Origin of the sequence: Nonomuraea sp. NPDC050227 (assembly GCF_044459705.1) — a bacterium.
GTDB lineage: Bacteria > Actinomycetota > Actinomycetes > Streptosporangiales > Streptosporangiaceae > Nonomuraea.
In genome coordinates this window covers 1,205,820-1,223,917 of record NZ_JBITJF010000001.1, presented here as the reverse complement: position 1 = coordinate 1,223,917, position 18,098 = coordinate 1,205,820, and the positions used below count along the sequence as shown (strand labels likewise).

General features: G+C 73.1%; 17 protein-coding genes. 13 read left to right on the top strand and 4 right to left on the bottom strand.

Going from position 1 to position 18,098, the window contains the following annotated elements; translation table 11 throughout:
- Positions 1 to 29: 29 nt before the first annotated feature.
- From ACIBK9_RS06365 to ACIBK9_RS06355, 3 genes are all read left to right on the top strand, one after another.
- Positions 30 to 1,283, top strand: coding sequence for a sensor histidine kinase (locus tag ACIBK9_RS06365; RefSeq protein WP_397155623.1), 1,254 nt, complete (start codon positions 30 to 32; stop codon positions 1,281 to 1,283).
- Complete coding sequence (locus ACIBK9_RS06360; RefSeq protein ID WP_397155621.1) at positions 1,280 to 3,373, top strand: sensor histidine kinase; 2,094 nt, start codon at positions 1,280 to 1,282, stop codon at positions 3,371 to 3,373. The genes ACIBK9_RS06365 and ACIBK9_RS06360 overlap by 4 nt, the downstream gene beginning before the upstream one ends.
- Before the next feature lie 99 nt (positions 3,374 to 3,472).
- Positions 3,473 to 4,186 (top strand): MBL fold metallo-hydrolase, encoded by a 714-nt coding sequence (locus tag ACIBK9_RS06355; protein WP_397155619.1) that lies wholly within the window; start codon positions 3,473 to 3,475, stop codon positions 4,184 to 4,186.
- Here the strand turns inward: ACIBK9_RS06355 and ACIBK9_RS06350 are convergent.
- Positions 4,183 to 4,827: a hypothetical protein gene (locus tag ACIBK9_RS06350; protein WP_397155617.1), complete on the bottom strand. Its 645-nt coding sequence runs from the start codon at positions 4,825 to 4,827 to the stop codon at positions 4,183 to 4,185. The two genes, ACIBK9_RS06355 and ACIBK9_RS06350, sit on opposite strands and share 4 nt — an antisense overlap.
- A 143-nt stretch (positions 4,828 to 4,970) precedes the next feature.
- Here ACIBK9_RS06350 and ACIBK9_RS06345 point away from each other — a divergent pair, with 143 nt between their 5' ends.
- Genes ACIBK9_RS06345 through ACIBK9_RS06320 form a run of 6 tightly spaced genes read left to right on the top strand, consistent with a single transcriptional unit; the run spans position 4,971 to position 11,601 of the window.
- Positions 4,971 to 7,037, top strand: a complete 2,067-nt coding sequence (locus tag ACIBK9_RS06345) for a sensor histidine kinase (RefSeq protein ID WP_397155615.1) — start codon at positions 4,971 to 4,973, stop codon at positions 7,035 to 7,037.
- On the top strand, positions 7,030 to 7,686 hold the full coding sequence (locus ACIBK9_RS06340) for a response regulator (RefSeq protein WP_397155613.1): 657 nt from the start codon (positions 7,030 to 7,032) through the stop codon (positions 7,684 to 7,686). Before ACIBK9_RS06345 ends, ACIBK9_RS06340 begins: the two co-directional genes overlap by 8 nt.
- Before the next feature lie 32 nt (positions 7,687 to 7,718).
- The gene (locus ACIBK9_RS06335) at positions 7,719 to 8,138 is read left to right on the top strand and encodes a hypothetical protein (protein WP_397155611.1); all 420 of its coding nucleotides are present in this window, start codon (positions 7,719 to 7,721) and stop codon (positions 8,136 to 8,138) included.
- A 60-nt stretch (positions 8,139 to 8,198) separates the two neighbouring features.
- The gene (locus ACIBK9_RS06330; protein WP_397155609.1) at positions 8,199 to 8,828 is read left to right on the top strand and encodes a TetR/AcrR family transcriptional regulator; all 630 of its coding nucleotides are present in this window, start codon (positions 8,199 to 8,201) and stop codon (positions 8,826 to 8,828) included.
- Complete coding sequence (locus ACIBK9_RS06325; RefSeq protein WP_397155607.1) at positions 8,825 to 10,183, top strand: MFS transporter; 1,359 nt, start codon at positions 8,825 to 8,827, stop codon at positions 10,181 to 10,183. The genes ACIBK9_RS06330 and ACIBK9_RS06325 overlap by 4 nt, the downstream gene beginning before the upstream one ends.
- Positions 10,180 to 11,601: a pyridoxal phosphate-dependent decarboxylase family protein gene (locus ACIBK9_RS06320; protein ID WP_397155605.1), complete on the top strand. Its 1,422-nt coding sequence runs from the start codon at positions 10,180 to 10,182 to the stop codon at positions 11,599 to 11,601. Before ACIBK9_RS06325 ends, ACIBK9_RS06320 begins: the two co-directional genes overlap by 4 nt.
- A 5-nt stretch (positions 11,602 to 11,606) precedes the next feature.
- Here ACIBK9_RS06320 and ACIBK9_RS06315 read toward each other — a convergent pair whose 3' ends face one another.
- Positions 11,607 to 11,825: a DUF397 domain-containing protein gene (locus ACIBK9_RS06315; protein WP_358003916.1), complete on the bottom strand. Its 219-nt coding sequence runs from the start codon at positions 11,823 to 11,825 to the stop codon at positions 11,607 to 11,609.
- A complete protein-coding gene (locus ACIBK9_RS06310) occupies positions 11,818 to 12,666 on the bottom strand; it encodes a Scr1 family TA system antitoxin-like transcriptional regulator (RefSeq protein WP_397155602.1) in 849 nt (282 codons plus the stop codon). The genes ACIBK9_RS06315 and ACIBK9_RS06310 overlap by 8 nt, the downstream gene beginning before the upstream one ends.
- A 119-nt stretch (positions 12,667 to 12,785) precedes the next feature.
- Here ACIBK9_RS06310 and ACIBK9_RS06305 point away from each other — a divergent pair, with 119 nt between their 5' ends.
- The 3 genes from ACIBK9_RS06305 to ACIBK9_RS06295 all read left to right on the top strand — a co-directional run bounded on the left by ACIBK9_RS06305 (position 12,786) and on the right by ACIBK9_RS06295 (position 14,366).
- Positions 12,786 to 13,190 carry an ATP-binding protein gene (locus ACIBK9_RS06305; protein ID WP_397155600.1) on the top strand — a complete coding sequence of 135 codons (405 nt, stop codon included), beginning with the start codon at positions 12,786 to 12,788 and terminating at the stop codon, positions 13,188 to 13,190.
- Positions 13,191 to 13,267: 77 nt separating this feature from the next.
- Positions 13,268 to 13,873, top strand: coding sequence for a TetR/AcrR family transcriptional regulator (locus ACIBK9_RS06300; RefSeq protein ID WP_358291749.1), 606 nt, complete (start codon positions 13,268 to 13,270; stop codon positions 13,871 to 13,873).
- Between the two features lie 4 nt (positions 13,874 to 13,877).
- Positions 13,878 to 14,366, top strand: coding sequence for a cupin domain-containing protein (locus ACIBK9_RS06295; RefSeq protein ID WP_387671366.1), 489 nt, complete (start codon positions 13,878 to 13,880; stop codon positions 14,364 to 14,366).
- A 4-nt stretch (positions 14,367 to 14,370) separates the two neighbouring features.
- Here ACIBK9_RS06295 and ACIBK9_RS06290 read toward each other — a convergent pair whose 3' ends face one another.
- Positions 14,371 to 16,344, bottom strand: coding sequence for a family 10 glycosylhydrolase (locus tag ACIBK9_RS06290; protein ID WP_397155597.1), 1,974 nt, complete (start codon positions 16,342 to 16,344; stop codon positions 14,371 to 14,373).
- Positions 16,345 to 16,571: 227 nt separating this feature from the next.
- On the opposite strand from ACIBK9_RS06290, the gene ACIBK9_RS06285 reads away from it, so the two are divergent.
- Positions 16,572 to 18,092, top strand: coding sequence for an N-acetylmuramoyl-L-alanine amidase (locus tag ACIBK9_RS06285; RefSeq protein ID WP_397155595.1), 1,521 nt, complete (start codon positions 16,572 to 16,574; stop codon positions 18,090 to 18,092).
- Positions 18,093 to 18,098 lie beyond the last annotated feature (6 nt).

Below are 18,098 nucleotides of genomic sequence, written 5' to 3'. Positions count from 1 at the left end.
GGTTCCGCCACTTATGATGTGCCCGACATATGGCGAAAAAAGCCCGGCGGGTGCTGCTCAGAGCGGTCAGACCGCTGCTCGTCAAGGCAGCGGTCCTGTCCGGGCTGCGCGGACGCGAGCGGACCCTCCTCCTGCTCAACCGCGCCCTGGTCTACCTCGCGCTGACCGCCGTGGTCGGCGCCGTCTACTTCGGGGTCGGCGCGCTCGACGCCCTGCTCGGCTCGTGGTCCGACCTGATCGCCGCGCTGGCCGCGGGCGCGCTGTTCCAGCCCGTACGGCTGCGCCTGCAGAGCGCGGCGGACCGGCTGTTCCGGTGGGAGCGCGACCCGTACCGGCTGGCCGACCGGGTGAGCCGGAGCGTGCAGGAGGCCAGGGGGCCCGCCGAGGCCTTGGCGTCGGCGGCCCACGCCGTCCGGCTGGCCCTGGGGGCGCCGGGCGTCGCGGTGGAGGTCGTCCTGCCCGGCGGACGGGTGCGCAGCGTCGTCGCCGGCGAGATGGGCCCGGCCCCCTCGGTCGAACGCCTGGTCTGGCACGGCAAGTCGATGGGCTGGCTGTCGGTCAGCGGCGAGCCGCGCGACCGGGCGCTGCTGGACATGCTGGCCAGGCAGCTCGCCGAGGTGGCCCACGCCGTACGGCTCAGCGCCGACCTGCAACGCTCGCGCGAGCGCATGATGGTCACCCGCGAGGAGGAACGCCGCGAACTCCGCCGCAACCTGCACGACGGCCTCGGACCGGCGCTGACGAACCTGGCGATGAGCGTCGACCAGGCCCGGCTCAGCCTGGCCAGCGACCCCGGCTCGGTCGAGCCCCTGCTCAGCACGGCACGCAGGCAGATGACCGAGGCCATCGTGGACGTCCGCGACCTGGTGTACGGCCTGCGCCCGCCCGCGCTCGACGGCGCCGGCCTGGACGAGCTCGGCCTGGAGGGCGCCTTACGGCTGCTCGCCGACGCGCCCGGCCCGAGGGTGGACGTGGTGGTCTCGGGCTCGCTGGCCGACCTGCCGGCCGCGGTGGAGGTGGCGGCGTACAAGATCGCGCATGAGGCGGTGGCGAACGTGCGCCGGCACGCCCGCGCCACCACCGCCCTGATCAGGGTGGAGCGGCGCGACGGGCTCCGGCTGACGGTGTCCGACGACGGGATCGGGCTGCCCGAGCAGCGCCGCCAGGGGGCCGCCCTGATGCGCGGGCGGGCCGAGGAGGTGGGCGGCGTCTGCCGGCTGGACGTCCGCCCCGGCGGCGGCACCGAGGTCGTCGCGGAACTGCCGGTCAAGGAGCCACGATGACCCCTGACGACCACGACGATCCCGGGCCCGGCGCGGACGGGCGCGGCGCGGACGGGCCCGGCAGCACGCGGGTGCGGCGGTGGCGGCTCATGCTGGCGGTGGTGTGGACGGCCGCCGGGGCCTCGCTCGCGGCCGTGGTGACGGCGGCGGTGCTGGCGGCGCAGCTCGGCGGGCTGGCCGAGACGCAGGGGCTCGACCCGATCGGGCTGATGTTCCCGCTCGCCGGCGCGTTCCTGATCAGCCGGCGGCCCCGGCTGCTGGTCCCCTGGCTCATGTGGGCGACGGGCGTCGTCTGGTCGGCGTACTCGCTGCTGTTCGCGCTGACCGGCTGGATGTACTTCCACGCGCCCGGCCCGCTCCTGCCCTACGTCGCCTGGCCGGCCATCTGGTTGTGGCTGCTGCCGGTGCCCACGTTCACGGGCATCATGCCGCTGCTCTTCCCGGACGGACGGCTGTCGTCGAGGCGCTGGCGGCCGGTGCTCTACGGCAACCTGGTGCTCATGGCCGGGCACTCGCTGCTGCTCGGCCTGTCCCCCGACCCGTCGTTCGAGCTCGGGGTGCCGGTGGGCAACCCGTTCGGGGTGGCGGCGCTGGGCAGGGTCCCCGAGGTCGTGGAGTCGTGGATCGGGCCCCCGATGATCCTGCTGTGCCTGCTCGGCGTGGTCTCGCTGGGCTTCAGGTACCGGGCGGCGACGCCCGAGGTGCGCCGCCAGATCACCTGGTACTTCCACGCCATGGTGATCTTCGTCGTCTACTGGATCGCCAGCGCGGGCAACCAGGACACCTTCATCATCGCCGTACGGGTCTTCCTGGCCGCGGGCATCCCCATCGCGATCATCGCCGCCGTGCTGCGCCACCAGCTCTACGGCATCCGGCTCATCCTCAACCGCACGCTGGTGTACGGCACGCTCGCGGTCGGGGCCGGCCTCACGTACTCGGCGCTCATCTGGGCGGCCAACAGCCTGGCGGACGGCTACGGCGCGGCGGCGGGGCTCGCCTCCGCGATGGTCACCGGCGCGGCCTTCCATCCCGTGCGCCTGCGCCTCCAGCGCTCGGTGGACCGGCTGTTCAACGTGGAACGCGACCCGTACCGGGCGGCCGACCTGCTCAGCCGTACCGTGCAGCGGGCCGGGGACCCGGCGGGGGCGCTGGCCGAGGCGATCTCCGTCGTGCGCACGTCGCTGGTCGCCCGGGGGGTGGGCGTGGAGGTGCCGGGCGAGCCCGCGCTGTCGTTCGTGGACGGCGAGCTGGGCGCCCGATCGCGGTCCGTCGAGCTGACCTGGCACGGCGAGCCGGTCGGGCGGCTGCGGATCGCCGGGGCGCGGCCGGGCCGCGAGCCGCTGGACGTCATGGCCAAGCACCTGGCCGAGCTGGCGCACGCCGTACGGCTGAGCACCGACCTGCGGGACTCCCACGAGCGGATCAGCGCCACCCGCGACGAGGAGCGGCGCCGGCTGGGCAGGGAGCTGCACGACGGGCTCGGCCCCACGCTCACCAGCGTGACGATGACCCTGGACGAGGCGCGGCGGCGGCTGGAGCGCGACCCCGAGTCGGTGGAGGAGCTGCTGGTCCGGGTGCGCGAGGAGATGACCGGCACGCTGATGTCGGTGCGCGAGCTGGTGGACGGCCTGCGCCCGCCGGTGCTGGACGAGCTGGGCCTGGCCGGCGCCCTGCGCGCCTTCGGCCAGGCCCCGGGCCCCCGGGTCGAGGTCACCGTGCCCGCGGCCACCGACGGTTCCGAAGGGCTGCCCGGCGGGTCCGACGGGGCCCTCGACGGTTCCGAAGGGCTGCTCGACGGGTTGCCGGCGGCGGTGGAGACGGCCGCGTACCGGATCGCGCAGGAGGCGCTGACGAACGTGCGCCGCCACGCCCAGGCCACGTCGGTGCTGGTCACGTTACGGCGGGAGGCCGGGGAGCTGCGGGTGTCGGTCGCCGACGACGGCACCGGCCTGCCCGACGAGCCGTCGCCGGGCGTGGGCCTGACGTCGATGCGCGAGCGGGCGGCCGAGATCGGCGGCACCTGCGCGATCGGCCCCCGCCCGGGCGGCGGCACCGAGGTGACCGCCGTCCTGCCGCTCGCCCCGGCCTGAGCGCCGGCTCCCGGAAGCCGCTCGTACGGAACGGCATAGCCGGGACGCCGCTGACGCTTTCGTCCAGAATGATCCGATCAGCGGTGCTACTCTCGGCCGATGTTCGAGGCGTTGCGGCATCTGGCGGGCCGCGTCTGGTGGTACCCCCACGACGAGGACCACGACAATGTGCAGGGCGGCGTCGCGGTCATCGCCGGCCGGGCGGGCACCGTCGTGGTGGACGCCGGCAACAGCCCCTCGGCCGCGCGCCGGATCCAGGCGGCGATCGCGGCCGCGGAGCTGCCTCCCGCACGACAGCTGATCTACACCCATCACCACTGGGACCACGTCTGGGGCGCGTGCGCGTGGCCGGAGGTGGAGATCATCGGCCACCGGGCGGGCGCCCGCGTCCTTGCGGCCGAAGCCCGGCGTCCGTGGAGTCACCGGTACCTGCGCGCCGAGGTCGAGGCCGATCCCCGGCTCGGCCCCAGCTTCCGGGCCCGCGCCTGGGCGATGCCCGACTGGGAGGGATTCGCGGTGCTTCCGCCGCACACCGAGTTCGACGACGTGCTGACCCTGCCGAGCGGCGTCGAGGTGCGGCACGTCGGCGGACGGCACGCCGAGGACTCCACGGTGGTGGCCGTACCGGACTCCGGGGTGCTGCTGCTGGGGGACTGCTTCTACGCGCCGCCGTTCCACCTGCGCGAGCCGGGCGACGGATACGACGCCGGCCTGGTCGAGCTGCTGCTCGACGAGTACGCCGGCTACGACTGGCACGTCGACAGCCACCACCGGCCACGTTCGGCGCGGGAGCTGCGGGACGTCATCGGCTAGTCGGTCAGGCCGGGACGCAGCGCGAGCAGCGCGCCGAGGGTGGCGTACCCGATGACCAGGTGGAAGCCGCCGACCCAGTTCGAGACCGAGTCGCCGAACAGGATGTACGTCGGCACCGTCACCACGGCCCAGCTCTCGGCGATGAGCGGCCACCACCGCAGGGACCCGCGCCAGCGCCCGGTGAAGGCGATCTTGATGCCAATGGCCATCATGCCCAGCATGGACACCGGCCAGAACACGTCGAGCGCCTGCATCACCGGCCCGTCCTGGGCGCTGTCGGGCAGGACGCCGTGCAGCAGCGACCAGACGGCGGCCAGCCCGAGCAGGACCAGCTCGACCTTGAGCATGACCCTGGCGAAGCGGGACGTGCCCGTCGCGCGGGTCCGGATCTGCACGGCGAGCAGGGCGAAGATGCCGAGCTGGAAGAGCAGCCCGGTCAGGTCGCCGACCCGCTCGCCGAAGCCCTGGGCCTGGCTGCCGTAGACGAAGATGCTGGCGGCCCAGGAGAGCGTGCCGACGGCGAGCGCGACGCCGAGCCTGCGCACGGTGGCGGGGGCGATGGCGGGGGCGCCGGAGGGCGCCGGGCCGGCGGGCACGTCGGTGCGCGCCCTGGCGGGGGTGGTACTGATCTTGGCGTCCACGGGAGGTCCTTCTCTTCGTTCAGGGGATGTCGTGCCTCCAGATTTCCGGCGGGCCGCCCCGGGCCGGCAGAGCCGCCGGTCCCGCCGTCGACGGGACCCCTGTCCCGGGACATAAGGACACAACGTCGGGTGTAATACGTCTCGTGACAGAAACCGGACCTTCCACCCCTCTGGCAGCGGCGCGCAGGTGGTGGGCCGTCGGGGTGGCCGCGGCCGGGGTCGGGATGGCGGTGGCCACGGTGGCGCTGGACGTGGCCGCCGGGGACGTGCGGTTGCCGCCCGCCTCGGATCTGGAACCCGGGTGGCCGGCCGCGCTGACCGGGCTCGCGCAGCTCGTCCCCGGCGCGCTGCTGCTGCGCAGGCTGCCGCGGCATCCGGTGGCCTGGGTGCTGGCGGTGTTCGGGCTGTTGTGGCTGCTGGACGGGCTCCTGGGAAGCTGGGCGACCCACGCCGCCTACGTCTCGCCCGGCCTGCCGGGGGCCGCGGCGGCGTACTGGTCGTACTCGCGGTTCGGGGCGTCGTTGCTGCTCGGGCTGCCGCTGCTGATCCTGCTGTTCCCGGACGGCCGGCTGCCGCCGGGGCGGGTGTGGCGGGCGCTGTCGGTGACGAGCCTCGTCCTGACCGGGCTGCTCACGGCGCTGCTGGTGACCGCGCCCACGGCGGTCATGGAGCGCTACCACGACCAGGCGATGCCGCCGGAGATCGCGCGGCTCGGCCTCGACTTCCTGTCCCTGGACCTGCCGTACGCGTTCTGGGAGCCGGCGCTGGCGCTGGCGTACGCGTCCGTCCTGGTGAGCCTGGTGGTGCCGTTCGCGTCGATGGTGCGCAGGTACGTGGTCGCCGACGCCGAGCGGCGGGCCCAGATCCGCTGGCTGATGTGGGCCGCGCTGGTCGACATGATCGTGCTCCTGCTGCCGCTGTCGTTGTCCCCGCAGATCCCGGCGGCGCTGCTGACGCTGGCCATCGCGTTCACCGCCGCGGCCGTGGTGGTGGCGGTGACCAAGTACCGCCTGTACGACATCGACCGGCTGCTGTCGGCCACCGTGGCCTACGGCCTGCTCGCCGCGCTCGTGGTGGTCATGGACGTGGTGGTGTTCACGCTGGTGGGCAGCGTCCTCGGGGAACGGGACTCGGCCCTGGCCGCCATCGCGATCGTCGCCGTCCTGTACGCCCCCCTGCGCACCTGGCTCTGGCGGGCGGTCCGCAGGCTGGTACGCGGCTCCCGGGACGACCCGTACGCCGCGGTCTCGACGCTGGCCGAGCGGCTGGAGCTGGCCACGGACCCGGACGAGCAGCTGCTCGCGGTGGCCACGACGCTGGCGGAGGCGTTCCGGCTGGCCTACGTGCGGGTGGAGATCGAGCGGCCGGGCGGCGAACGGTCCGTGGTGGAGCACGGGTCGCCGCGCGGGCCGTCGGTGTCGCTGCCGGTGGCCTACCGGGGCGAGACCGTGGGGCGGCTCGTGCTGTGCCGTACCGACCTGACCGAACGGGACCAGCGGCTGCTCGGCGACCTCGTACGCCAGGCCGCCGCGGCGGCGCGGGCCGTCGAGCTGAGCACCGACCTGCAACGCATCCGCGCCCGGCTCGTGCTGGCCCGCGAGGAGGAGCGCCGCAGGCTCCGCCGCGACCTGCACGACGGGCTCGGCCCGAGCCTGGGCGCGGTGGCGCTGCGCATCGAGGCGGCCCGCAACCTGGCCGGCAGCGCGCCCGAGCAGGCCGACCGCATCCTGGAGCAGACGGCCGCCGAGGTCGGCGGCGTGCTGGCGGACGTCCGCAGGCTGGTCCACGACCTGCGCCCGCCCGCGCTCGACGAGCTGGGCCTGCTGCGCGCGATCGAGCAGCAGGCCGGACGGTTCCGCACCGCCGCCCTGGACGTGCGCGTCACCGGCGGCGGCCCGCTGGACGCGCTGCCCGCGGCGGTGGAGGTGGCGGCCTACCGTATCGTGTCCGAAGCCCTGGCCAACGCGGCCAGGCACGCGGGCGCGGCACGCTGCGACATCACGCTCACCGCGCGGGAAGGGACGCTTGAGGTGGCGGTACGCGACGACGGCGCGGGCATCGGCCCCGAGGTGGCGGCGGGGGTGGGCATGCTCTCGCTGCGCGAGCGCGCGGCCGAGCTGGGCGGCGACTGCCGGGTGACCTGCCCGCCCGGCGGCGGCACCCTGGTCCTGGCCCGGCTGCCGATGCGGGTGGAGGCCGCCGATGTCTAGCCAGGAGCCGATCAGGGTCCTGCTGGCCGACGACCACCCGGTCTACCGGGACGGGCTCGCGCTGCTGCTCGGCTCGATCCCGGGCATCGAGGTGGCCGGCACCGCCGCCGACGGCCCCGAGGCGGTCGAGCGCGCCGCCGACCTCCAGCCGGACGTGGTGGTGATGGACGTGCGCATGCCGGGGCTCGACGGCATCGAGGCCACCCGGCGCATCGTGGCCGACAGCCCGCACGTCGCCGTCGTCGTGCTGACCATGTCGGAGGAGGACGCCACGCTGTTCGCCGCCATGCGCGCGGGGGCCCGCGGCTACCTGCTCAAGGGCGCCGGCCAGGGCGAGATCGTACGGGCGATCACCGCCGTGGCGCACGGCGAGGCGATCTTCGGTCCGGCGGTGGCGCTGCGGGTCGCCGAGTTCTTCCAGGGGGCCGCCTCGACGCCCGGCGACCCGGTCTTCCCGCAGCTCACGCCGCGCGAGCGGGAGATCCTGTCGTTGGTGGCGGCCGGCCGCTCGAACGCGCAGATCGCCTCGGCCCTGTTCCTGTCGCCGAAGACCGTGCGCAACAACGTCTCCAACATCTTCGCCAAGCTGCACGTCGCCGACCGCGCCGAGGCCATCGTCCGGGCCCGCGACGCGGGTCTCGGAAGGTGAGCCGTTCGGGGCCGGGGTACGTCATAGAGGGTATGAAGAACTGGCGAATCGTGCTGCTGCCCGTGCTCGCGCTGGCCGTCACCGCCTCCGCGCTGCCCGCCGAGGCGGTGAGCGCGCAGAAGAAGGTGCTGGTCGAGCTGCGCGAGGAGGGCGGCTTCGCGGGGCTGCGGAACCGCGTGACGGTCTACACCGACGGCTGCGTGCGGCTCAGCCGCCGTACCGGGCCCGTGGTGGCCAAGTGCCTCACGGCCAAGGAGGAGCGCCAACTGCGCGGCTACCTCAAGGAACTGAAGATCGGCCGCTCCGAACGCCCGCCGCAGGGCGCGGACTTCCTCAGCTACACGCTGGCGTACAAGGGCCACCGCGTCACCCGCTACACGCTGCCCCCCACTTGGAAGCCGGTCGTGGCGCACCTGGACAAGGCCCTCGTCAAGTACTGGGCTCCGGACTGACCGGAAACCTCTCCATCAAGCGATTGACCAACGGCCCGGGGCGGAACTACGGTCGGTCGTATGAGACCTGCCGACAGCGGACAGCCGGCCGTGATCCTCAAGGCGGCCACCCAGCTCTTCGCCGCGCTCGGCTACGACGGCACCTCGACGCGCCAGATCGCCGACGCCGCGGGGATGAACATCGCCACCGTCAACTACCACGTGGGCGGCAAGCGGGAGCTGTACCTGGCCGTCATGGAACGTGCGCACCGGGCGGAGAAGGCGGCGCTGGACAAGGCGCTGGCCCAGCTGCCCGGTGACGACCCGGTCGCCTCCATCCACCGCCTGGTGGACGACTACCTCGACTTCTGCGCGGACAACCCGGAGATCCCCGCGCTGTGGATGCACCGCTGGCTCTCCGACGCGAGCGACATCACCGAGCTGGAACGCCAGTACGTCCAGCCGCTGGTCTCCGCCGTCACCGGCGCGCTGCGGCCGGCGGTCGAGGCCGGCGTGATCGACGGCACGGTCGACCTGGAGTACGCCATGTGGACGGTCATCTGGTCGATCCACGGCTTCGCCAAGGGCGGCGTGCTCGACGCCGACGGCCGCCGCAGGGGCGCGGGCGACCGGGCCGCGCTGCGCCGCTTCCGCGCCCACCTCCACCTCACCCTCCACCGCACCCTCGCCCTCCCCGGCGACCCGCGATGACGGCAACTGACGTCGGCCGGCTCGGGCGTGGCCGGCTGCTCGGCTACGGCGTCGGCTCGGTCGGCACCGGCGTGTTCTCCGCCGTCCCCGGCCTGCTGCTGCTCTACTACCTGACCGACATGCTCGGCGTGCCCGCCGCCGTCGCGGGCGCCGTCCTGGTCGCGCCGAAGATCTGGGACGTGCTGCTCAACCCGCTCGTCGGCGCCGCCAGCGACCGCGAGGCCGTGCGCACCGGCCGCCGGACGCGACTGCTGGCGGTGGGCGCGGCCACGCTGCCGGTGGCGTTCGCGCTGATGTTCGCCGTGCCCGGCGGCGTCGCGGGCGGCGTCGGCGGGGCCGCGTGGTCCGGGGTGGCGTTCCTGCTGGCCGCGACCGCCTTCGCGAGTTTCCAGGTGCCGTACGTGGCGCTGCCGGCCGAGATGTCGGCGAGCCCGGCCGAGCGGACCAGGATCATGTCGTGGCGGGTGGTCTGCCTGACCGTCGGCATCCTGGTCGCGGGCGGCCTGGCCCCCGCCGTGGTCGACCTGGCGGGCGGCGGCCGGCCGGGGTACGCGGTCATGGGCGTCGCGATCGGGCTGGTCATGGCCGCCGCCCTGGTGGCCGCCACGCTGGGCACGCGGTGGGTGTCGTCGCGTCCGGGGCCCCGGCAGCTCGGCCCGGCGGCGGCCTTCCGGCTGGCCCGGGGCAACCGGCCGTTCTTCGCGCTGCTGGCGGCGTTCGTCACGCAGGCGCTCGGGGTGGCGGTGATGCTGGCGGGCGCCCCGTACGTGGCCTCGTACCGGCTGGGCGACTACGGGCTGACCTCGGTGATGTTCGTGTGCCTGGTGGGCCCGAGCATGCTCGCCGTGCCGGCCTGGGCCCGGCTGGCCCGCGCGTACGGGACCGTGCGCTGCTACCTGGCCGCCTCGGCCGGGTTCGCCGTCGTGGCGCTCGCCCTGGTCCCCGCCATCGCGGCGGGCAGCCTGGCCGCCACGCTGGCGCTTACCGCGCTGGCGGGGGTCTGCTACGCCGCGCTGCAACTGCTGCCGCTGTCGCTGCTGCCCGACACCGTGCACGCCGACGCCGCCCGTACCGGCCACGCCCAGGCCGGCGCGTTCACCGGCCTGTGGACGGCCGGCGAGACCGCCGGGCTCGCGCTCGGCCCCGGCCTGTTCGCGCTGGTCCTGGCGGTGTCGGGGTTCGTCTCCGCGCCCGTGGAGTCGCCCGTCGCCCAGCCGGTCGGCGCGCTGACCGGGCTGCTGCTCGGCTTCACCGCGCTGCCCGCCCTGCTCATGCTGATCAGCCTGCCGTTCGTCGTCCGCTACGGCCGGCTCGCCCTCGACCCCGCCGTCGCCCCCGCCAAGGAGAACGTGTGACCCTCCCCCTGTCCGGAAGAACCGCCGAGGACCTGCTGTCCGAGGTGGCCAGGATGAAGCAGCACGACCTGCCGGTGCGGGGCGGGCAGGTGACCGCGTACGTCTACGACACCGGCCGGCCCGAGGTGCACGAGGCGGCGGCCCGCGCGTACGCCGAGATGCTGGAGGTCAACTGCCTCGACCCGACGGCGTTCCCCAGCATCGTCGAGATGGAGAAGCAGGTCGTGGGCGCGGTCGCCGACCTGCTCGGCGGCGGCCACGGCGTCTTCACCAGCGGCGGCACCGAGTCGATCATGCTGGCGGTCAAGGCGGCGCGGGACGCGGCCGGGCGGCCCGGCGCCAACCTCGTGCTGCCGGTGACCGCCCATCCGGCCTTCCACAAGGCGGCCCATTACCTGGGCCTGCGGGTCAAGGCCGTGCCGGTGGATCTGGAGACGTACAAGGTGCGGGTGGCGGACGTCGCGGCGGCGATCGACGAGGACACGGTCCTGGTGGTGGTCTCGGCGCCGTCGTACCCGCAGGGTGTGATCGACCCGGTCGCGGAGGCCGCCGCCGTGGCGGCCGAGGCGGGCGTGGCCTGTCACGTGGACGCGTGCGTGGGCGGCTGGCTGCTGCCGTGGCTGCGGGAGGCGGGGGCCGACGTGCCGCCGTTCGACCTGTCGGTGCCGGGGGTCACCTCGCTCTCCTGCGACCTGCACAAGTTCGGCTACGCGCCGAAGGGCGCCTCGGTGGTGCTGTTCGCCGACCCGGCGACGCGGCGCAAGGCGTACTTCGCCTCGGCCGCCTGGCCGGGTTACACGATCATCAACGCCACCGTCCAGAGCTCCAGGTCGGCCGGGCCGCTCGGCGGCGCGTGGGCCACGCTCCAGGCGCTCGGCCGGGAGGGGTACGTGGAGCTCGGCCGCGCCACCCTCAAGGCGGCGGCCCGGCTCAGGGAGGGCATCGCCGCGATCCCCGGCCTGCGGGTCCTGGGCGCGCCCGAGTCGTCGCTGGTGGCCTTCGCCGGGGACGACCTCGACGTGTTCGTGCTGGCCGACGCAGCCCGCGAGCGGGGCTGGTTCCTGCAACCGCAGCTCTCCTACGCAGGGATCCCCGCGAACCTGCACGTCACGGTCACCGGCGTGACGCTGAACGGCGTGGAGGCGATGCTCAGGGTGATCGCTGACGCGGCGGAGGCGGCCCGGCTGCGCGGCCCGGCCGTGGTGCCTGACGGCCTGGTCGAACTGATCGCCGACCTGGACCTGGACGCCCTGGACGACGCGACCTTCGCCGAACTGGCCGCCTCGGTGGGCGTGGACCTGCGTCCGGGCGCGGGCCAGCCGGGGATGGCGACGGTCAACGCGGTCCTCGACGCCCTGCCCGCCGAGACCAGGGAAGCCCTCCTGCTCCGCTTCCTGTCGGTGATGTACGCCTCCTGACGGGCTCAGGACAGGTCGAACTCCCCCTTGGCGGCACCGTCGAGGAAGGCGAGCCATTCGTCCCGGGTGAAGGCCAGAACCGGGCCTTCACCCCGGTCCTTGGTGTCCCTGACGAGAACGCCGTCATCCGCCCGCCGCATCACCTCGACACAGCTCCCGCCGTTTCCCCCCGACGCCGTCGCCTTGACCCATACGCCCGTACGGAGACCGCTCACATCACTCATAGCTCTCCATCACCTCGCGGATGATCTCGCGGCTCCTGTCCACGGGATACGCCATGCCGGACAGGGCCTCCCATCGCACAATAAGCGCTTGCACCGTACTGGCGCGATTGGTCACCCGCCCTTCCTCGGCGCTTTCCAGGTAGGCGTGATCGGGGCCTCCCTCCAGGAGGGTGGCCACCTCGAAGGCTCCGAGACACCCCACGGTGAGCCCCGCCCTGAGAGGGATGATCCTGATCGTGACGTAGGGCGGGTTGAGCACGTCGAGCAGCTTGGCAAGCTGCTCTCTCATCACTTGCGGGCCGCCGACCGGCCGATGCAGGACGCTCTCGTCCACGAGGGCCGAGTACATGGGCGGGGACGCGCGGCTGAAGACGGATTGCCGGTGCAGCCGGAACTGTACGGCCTCCTCGGCCTCCTGCTCCACGACCCCTGGCTCGCCCAGGAACACATGTCTGGCGTAATTCTCCGTCTGGAGCAGGCCGGGGATCAGCAGGGGTTCGGACGTCCTGATGGTGTGGGCCGCCGCCTCGACCTTCGGCCATTCGCGGAACCAGCGCGGGCCCAGCGCGCCGTGGATCTGGGGCAGCAGCTCCGTCAACTGCCCCTTGAGGCCGAGGGCCTTCTCCACTTCGCGGGTGAAGTCCTCGCTCGGCTTGCGCAGCAGGCGTTCCACGTGCCCGACCGCGCTCTCGCTGTAGGCCAGCCGGTCCGCCAGACGCTCCTGGCTCAACCCGTGGTCCGTACGGAAGGCACGCAGGCGTCTGGCGTACTCGGCCCACGCTTCCGCTTCTTCTTCCTTCGGCATGTCACGCCCTTCCCACAACCGTTCACGCTGAGCCATGGCGTACTCACTGTAAGGAACTGTACGGCCGATCCCAGAGGCTGGTCAGCCGAATCAACCGCATCCTGAGAACCCGCGTACACGCGACCTCTGCCTGTACGCCCATCCCGGAGGTGATCATGTCCAGTTCCCTGCATGCGGGCGTCAAGGTGTGGACGGTCGGCGAGCTCGACGACCCGGCGATGCTGCCCCGGCTGGCGCGTACCGAACTGGCGGCGTGGCTGGGGGCGGATCACCAGGCTCTGGACGACCTGCGGCTGATCGCCTCGGAGCTGGTCACGAACGCGTTGCAGCACGCGGCGGCACAGTGGGTCCGGCTGTCCCTCGCCCCGGAGGCGGGGTTCTGGCGGCTGACCGTGACCGATCCGGGCCGGAACGGCCTGGTTCCGCGTCCCCGCGTGCCGGCGGACGCGGACGAGTCGGGACGCGGACTCCGGCTGGTGCACGAGCTGACCGCAGGACTGTGGGGGACCTACCAGGACAGGTCCGGCGAGCGGGTGGTGTGGGCGCTGCTGCCCCGATAAACGGAGTTTCGATACCCGGGTTGCGAAATGCCGCCCTCCAGGATTACGCTACTCAGGTAGCGAAAAGGAGGCAGGGCATGGTGGGACGGCCGCGCAGGAGTGACGTCGACGAGGGTGTGCTCAGGGCCGCCACCGAGCTGCTGCTCGCACGCGGCTACGCCGGCCTGTCCCCCGACGAGGTCGCCGAGCGGGCCGGCATCGCCAAGACCACGCTCTACCGCCGCTGGCCGACCAAGGACCACCTGGCCCTGGCCGTCGTCAACCGGCTCCAGGACCACGACGAGATCACCGACACCGGCGACATCCGCCGCGACCTGCCCGCGTACCTGGAGAAGATCGCGGCCGGGCTCAACCGGATGCGCGCGGCGGGCCGCGCGCCCGGCGACGACGACGGGTCGGCGGGCACGGTGGCCGAGCTCGTGGCCGCCGCCGCCCGCCACGCCGACGTCGGCGAGCTGGAGCGGCAGATGTACGCCCGCCGCAACACCCTGGCCCGCGCCCTGCTCGAACGGGCCAGGGACCGCGGCCAGCTACGCGCCGACCTCGACGTGGAGGCCCTGTTCGACCAGCTCGCCGGGGCCCTGTACTACCGCGTCCTGATCACCGGCCTGCCCGTCGGCCGCGCCTACGCCGAACGCCTCGTGGAGACAGCACTCCGCGGCGCCCTCTCCGAGAACGGATAGCACCATGTCGCTCATCGACCCCCGCAGCACCGCCGTCATCCGCTCCGTCGACGCCGAGGTCATCGGCGGCCCGCCCAGCACCGGCCGCATGCTCCTCGACTCCAGCGCCACCGGCGGCGCCCTGAGCACCGTGCGCATCACGCTCGGCGCGGGCGCCGACGGCGCCGTGCCGCACACCCACACCACCGCCTCCGAGATGTTCTACGTCCTCGACGGCCGGGCGCAGGTGCTGGCCGGCGACGAGGTGATCACCCTGGAGCAGGGCGACGTCGCCGTCGTCCCGCCCCACGTGGCCCACGCCTTCGCCGCGGCCCCGGGCGCCGAGGCCGACCTGCTGATCGTCATCACGCCGGGCGTCGAGCGGTTCGAGTACTTCCGCCTGCTGGCCCGGCTGAAGACCGGCGAGGCCACGCTCGAAGAGCTGCTGGCCTCGCAGGACCGCTTCGACAACCACTTCATCGACAGCCCCGCCTGGGCGAAGGCCCGCTCCTGACGGGTCAGACCTTGGTGATGCGCACGGCGTCGGCGATCACGTAGCCGGTCGCCGAGGTCCACCGGCTCACCCCGACCACGTTGTACGTCCCGGCCGCCAGCGTGTACGTCCCCAGCACCCGCCACGCCCCGCCGCCGGTGCGCTGGTCGACGTTGACCGTCTGGTTGCCGCCCGAGGCCGCCACGATGTGCGGCGCGGAGCCGTTGTAGCCCGCGTTGGCCGGGTACCAGACCTCCACCCGGTAGCTGCCCGCGCTCGGGATCGCCGCCCGGAACCAGGCCGGGTCGCTGGCCGCGACCGGGTCGGCGAAGCGGTAGTCGGCCCCGTTGGCCTGGGTGGAGTAGCTGGAGGTGCCCCAGGAGGAGGAGGCCGTGAAACCGGCGTCGGCGTTGTCGATCACGACGCTGAAGCCGCCCGTGCCGCCCGCCGACCGGCCCTCGCTCGGCGCGCTCTCCTGGTGGGTCCTGCTCAGCGCGGTCACGTAGTAGGTGGACGCCCCGCCGCCCGGGTCGGTGTAGGACTTCTGCCTGGTCGTGCCGATCAGGTTGCGGGCGTCGGCGAAGAAGCACGGATCGGCCGAGGGCGGGGTGCCGGCCACGCGGTAGACCGCGTACGCCGTGCCGGAGCCGGTCCAGGTGAGCTGGACGCCGTTCGAGCCGACGGTGGCCGCGGTGATCGCGGGCGCGGCGGGCGCGGCCCCTGAGCCCCGGGCGGGCAGCAGGGCGGGCTTGGCGTAGTGGTCGGCGACCAGCTTGGTGATCGCCCCGATCCGGTCGGCCTTGACGTCCTTGGCGCTGAAGTACACGTCGCCGGCGATCTCGGGATGTTTCCTGTTGTCGTACAGGTGGTCGCTCAGCTCGGCCGGGTCCTGCCAGGCGGCCTCCTGGCCCGCGGCGCCGGCCCGGTACGCGGCCTGCCCCACGACGAGCTGCACGCCGGTGCCGCGCACGACGTCCGACCACCACGCGGTCAGCACCTCGTAGGCGGCCGTCGAGAACCCGATGTGCCAGTAGATCTGCGGCGCCAGGTAGTCGATCCAGCCCTGTTTGACCCACTGCCGGCTGTCGGCGTAGATCGCGTCGTAGGACTGGAGGCCGGAGGTGCGCGAGCCGAGCGGGTCGGTCGAGGAGTTGCGCCAGATCCCGAACGGGCTGATCCCGAACGACACCCACGACTTGGCGGTGTGGATGCGCTGGCCGAGCTCGCGGACGAGCAGGTTGACGTTGTCCCGCCGCCAGTCGGCGATGTTCGGGAACGCGCCGCCGTACTGGGCGTAGGCGGCCGAGTCCGGGATGGCCTGGCCGCTGACGGGATAGGGGTAGAAGTAGTCGTCGAGGTGCACGCCGTCCACGTCGTAGCGGGTGACGGCGTCCATGATCGCGTCCTCGATGAAGTCGCGGACCGCCGGGATGCCCGGGTTGTAGTAGAGCTTCCCGCCGTAGGCGAAGCGCCAGTCGGGGTGCTGCCGCGCGGGGTGCGTGGAGATCAGCTTGGTCGGGTCGTCGTTGTTGGCCACCCGGTACGGGTTGAACCAGGCGTGGAACTCCAGGTTCCGCGCGTGGGCCTCGCCGACCATGAACGCCAGCGGGTCGTAGCCGGGGTTCGTCCCCTGGGTGCCGGTCAGCCATTGCGACCACGGCTCGTACGGCGACGGCCAGAATGCGTCCGCCGTCGGCCTGACCTGCACGATCACGGCGTTCATGCGCTTGGCGACGGCCAGGTCGAGCCAGGCCCGGAACTCGGCCTGCTGGGCGGAGACGCTGAGCCCGGTACGGCTCGGCCAGTCGATGTTGGCGACCGAGGAGATCCACATGGCCCGGAGCTGCCGCTTGGGCGTCGCGGGATCGGTCGCGCAGGCGGCCGTTGCGGAAGAGGAGGTGGGGGCTGCGGAGGCGGGGACGGGAGCCACGGCGGTGACGACAGCGGTGACGACGGCGGCGGTGAGCGCCGCCAGGACGGTACGCAGGAGCGCGGTCACGAAAGGAAGTTTCAGTCCCCTGATCGCGGAGCGCAATAGTTTTCAGGGGCCCAACTTTCCGGCTGCCCTCCGGTCGGCGGGCGGAAAGTTTCACCTAACACGTCTGTAATGTCAATTATCGACATTGTGTCAGAGGTGACATACGTTGGGCCGCATTCGGCGGCCAAACGCGGGCCGCGGACCCGCGCCCGCGTTCCACCCGTCACCCCCCAACGAGGAGCATCCCCATGATTCTCGCCCGCACGCGATTAGCTGCCCTCGCCACGTCCGCCCTGACCGTCGCCCTGATCACCGCGGGCCAGCCCGCCGCCCAGGCCGCCCGGGAGCCCGCGCTGCCGGCCGCGTTCGCCAAGGCCGCCTCGGCCAGCGACGTACCCCGCGATCTGCTGGTCGCGCTCGCCTACGCCGAGACCCACCTCGACGACCACCAGGGCAAGCCCAGCGCCAGCGGCGGCTACGGCCTGATGCACCTGGTCAGCAACCCCACGACCCACGCGCTGGAGAAGGCCGCCCAGCTCACCAGCCTGCCGGTCGAGAAACTGCGCTCCGACAACGCCGCCAACATCCTCGGCGGCGCCGCCCTCCTCCGCTCCTACGCCGACGAGCTCGGCCTCGACGACGCCGGCCGCAAGGACGCCGGCCGCTGGTACCAGGCCGTCGCCAAGTACGGCAACGCCTCCACGCCGGAGATCGCCCGGCTGTACGCCGACTCGGTCTACGAGCAGCTCGGCCTCGGCATCACGGCCCGGGGCGTGACGGTCAAGCCCCAGGAGGTCACCGCCGACCGCGGCGACTACGCCAAGGCCCGCGACCTGAGCGCCCAGGGCGACGTAGGCGTGCTCAGCACCGACTACGGCCCGGCCGCCTGGGTCCCGGCCAGCTCCAGCAACTACACCGCCTCCAGCCGGCCGTCGAGCTACGCGATCGACCGCGTGGTCATCCACGTGACGCAGGGCTCGTACGCCGGGACGATCTCCTGGTTCCAGAACTCGGCCGCGCAGGTCTCGGCGCACTACGTCGTGAAGTCGTCCAACGGCGCCATCACCCAGATGGTGCGCGAGAAGGACGTCGCCTGGCACGCCGGCAACTGGACGTACAACACCAGGTCGATCGGCATCGAGCACGAGGGCTACGTCAGCGAGTCCTCGTGGTTCACCGACGCCATGTACCGGGCGTCGGCGGCCCTGACCAAGGCCATCTGCGACAAGTACGGCATCCCGAAGGACCGCGCCCACATCATCGGGCACAACGAGGTTCCCGGGGCCGACCACACCGATCCGGGGCCGTACTGGAACTGGACCACGTACATGAACTACGTGACCGGCGGCGGCACGCCCTCGTGGTCCACCACGGTGGACAACGCCACCTCCGGCCAGTTCACCGCCAGCGGCAACTGGGGCACCTCCGCCTACTCCAGCCAGCGTTACGGCGCCGACTACCGCTTCTCCGACCCGGTCGCCGCCAGCGACCCCGCCTGGTACCAGGCCGCGATCCCCAGCGCGGGCACGTACAAGGTGGAGGTCTGGTACCCGTCCGATCCGGGCTACAACAGCTCGGCGCCGTACATCGTGGCGGCCTCGGGCGGCAACCAGACCGTCTACGTGGACCAGCGCTCCGGCGGCGGAGGCTGGCGCAGCATCGGCACCTTCTCGCTGAACGCCGGCACCTACAACGTCGTCGGCGTCAGCCGGTGGACGGCCGGCACGGGCCTCGTCATCGCCGACGCGGTCCGCATCAGCAAGGTCTGACGGACC

Excerpts from the sequence above, each read along its gene's own strand:
- ACIBK9_RS06365 (WP_397155623.1), top strand. The coding sequence starts at position 30 with ATGGCGAAAAAAGCCCGGCGGGTGCTGCTCAGAGCGGTCAGACCGCTG.
- ACIBK9_RS06360 (WP_397155621.1), top strand. The coding sequence starts at position 1,280 with ATGACCCCTGACGACCACGACGATCCCGGGCCCGGCGCGGACGGGCGC.
- ACIBK9_RS06355 (WP_397155619.1), top strand. The coding sequence starts at position 3,473 with ATGTTCGAGGCGTTGCGGCATCTGGCGGGCCGCGTCTGGTGGTACCCC.
- ACIBK9_RS06340 (WP_397155613.1), top strand. The coding sequence starts at position 7,030 with ATGTCTAGCCAGGAGCCGATCAGGGTCCTGCTGGCCGACGACCACCCG.
- ACIBK9_RS06335 (WP_397155611.1), top strand. The coding sequence starts at position 7,719 with ATGAAGAACTGGCGAATCGTGCTGCTGCCCGTGCTCGCGCTGGCCGTC.
- ACIBK9_RS06330 (WP_397155609.1), top strand. The coding sequence starts at position 8,199 with ATGAGACCTGCCGACAGCGGACAGCCGGCCGTGATCCTCAAGGCGGCC.
- ACIBK9_RS06325 (WP_397155607.1), top strand. The coding sequence starts at position 8,825 with ATGACGGCAACTGACGTCGGCCGGCTCGGGCGTGGCCGGCTGCTCGGC.
- ACIBK9_RS06315 (WP_358003916.1), bottom strand. The coding sequence starts at position 11,825 with ATGAGTGATGTGAGCGGTCTCCGTACGGGCGTATGGGTCAAGGCGACG.
- ACIBK9_RS06310 (WP_397155602.1), bottom strand. The coding sequence starts at position 12,666 with ATGGCTCAGCGTGAACGGTTGTGGGAAGGGCGTGACATGCCGAAGGAA.
- ACIBK9_RS06305 (WP_397155600.1), top strand. The coding sequence starts at position 12,786 with ATGTCCAGTTCCCTGCATGCGGGCGTCAAGGTGTGGACGGTCGGCGAG.
- ACIBK9_RS06300 (WP_358291749.1), top strand. The coding sequence starts at position 13,268 with ATGGTGGGACGGCCGCGCAGGAGTGACGTCGACGAGGGTGTGCTCAGG.
- ACIBK9_RS06295 (WP_387671366.1), top strand. The coding sequence starts at position 13,878 with ATGTCGCTCATCGACCCCCGCAGCACCGCCGTCATCCGCTCCGTCGAC.
- ACIBK9_RS06285 (WP_397155595.1), top strand. The coding sequence starts at position 16,572 with ATGATTCTCGCCCGCACGCGATTAGCTGCCCTCGCCACGTCCGCCCTG.